The sequence below is a fragment of the Pseudomonas sp. NPDC087639 genome (genome assembly GCF_044743385.1).
GTDB lineage: Bacteria > Pseudomonadota > Gammaproteobacteria > Pseudomonadales > Pseudomonadaceae > Aquipseudomonas.
Map to the genome: position 1 here is coordinate 1 of NZ_JBIUWI010000009.1, position 1,267 is coordinate 1,267.

General features: G+C 58.0%; 2 protein-coding genes. Both read left to right on the plus strand.

Features of this window, described 5'->3' with window-relative positions; genetic code table 11:
• Positions 1–54: 54 nt before the first annotated feature.
• A complete protein-coding gene (locus ACIOVB_RS06260; RefSeq protein WP_401265866.1) occupies positions 55–948 on the plus strand; it encodes a hypothetical protein in 894 nt (297 codons plus the stop codon).
• Positions 949–967: 19 nt separating this feature from the next.
• Positions 968–1,267 (plus strand): 50S ribosomal protein L9 (rplI, locus tag ACIOVB_RS06265; protein ID WP_401265868.1); only part of this gene is annotated, 300 nt, incomplete at its 3' end.

Below are 1,267 nucleotides of genomic sequence, written 5' to 3' on the forward strand. Positions count from 1 at the left end.
GACAGCCACGGCCGCTGAGACCGGGCAGTCGACAAGTAGCAAAGGATTGAATGCATGCGTGCCTTAGCTGAGTTCATCATGCGAGGCCGTATGCAGGCCACTCTCGTGGTGGCCGGATGTGCAACATTGCCGTTGTTGTATTGGTTGGGTGCTGCCGCCGGGAGCCTTGTGCTTCTGCGGCGCGGATTGACGGACGCCCTTGGCGTTCTGTCCCTGGGGTTGCTGCCGGCATTGATCTGGTGGCTGTATGCCGATGATCCACGGGCACTTCTGGTGCTGCTGGGATCTTCGGGGCTTGCGTTGGTTTTGCGCGCAAGTGAATCCTGGGTTCGCACGCTGCTGGTCAGCGTAGTGGTTGGAGTGGTGTTTTCAGTGGTGCTCGGGGCAGCGTTTGCGGCCCAGATCGAGATGCTCGCGCAGGCCTTGATAAAGGTCATGCCGGCGCTTCTCGGTGAGACCTACAAGCAATTGTCGGTCGATGAGCAAGCGCGTTTCGCGTCCCTGATTGCACCAGTCCTGACCGGACTGATTGCGGCTCTGTTGCAGATTGTCAGCGTGCTGAGCCTGATTGTCGGGCGTCATTGGCAGGCGTTGTTGTACAACCCGGGTGGTTTTGGTCGCGAGTTTCGCGCCATCCGGATCCCGCTGGGGCCGGCGATGTTACTGCTGGCGTTGATGCTTCTGGGCCCGAATCTCGGTGCACAGATGGCCATGTTGACGCCGTTGTGCAGTGTACCGCTGGTGTTCGCCGGACTGGCCCTGATTCATGGGCTGGTCGGGCATAAGCGACTGGCCGGTTTCTGGCTGGTGGGGTTGTACGTAACGCTGTTGCTGTTCATGCAGCTGATCTATCCGTTGCTCGTGGTTTTGGCCATTGTCGACAGCCTGATTGATTTTCGCGGTCGTCACGTGTCGAAAGACATCGATAGCGCGAACGGTGAAGGTTAAAAGTTAAGAGGATTTTCACATGCAACTGATCCTTCTGGAAAAAGTCACCAATCTGGGCAACCTGGGTGACAAAGTGAACGTTAAGGCCGGTTACGGTCGTAACTATCTGCTGCCTTACGGCAAAGCTACCGCTGCGACCCCGGCCAACCTGGCTGCGTTCGAAGAGCGTCGTGCTGAGCTGGAAAAAGCTGCTGAAGACCGTAAAGCATCGGCTGAAAGCCGTGCTGCCCAACTGGCCGAGCTGGAAGTGACCATCACTGCCACCGCTGGCGACGAAGGCAAGCTGTTCGGTTCGATCGGTACTCACGACATCGCTGAC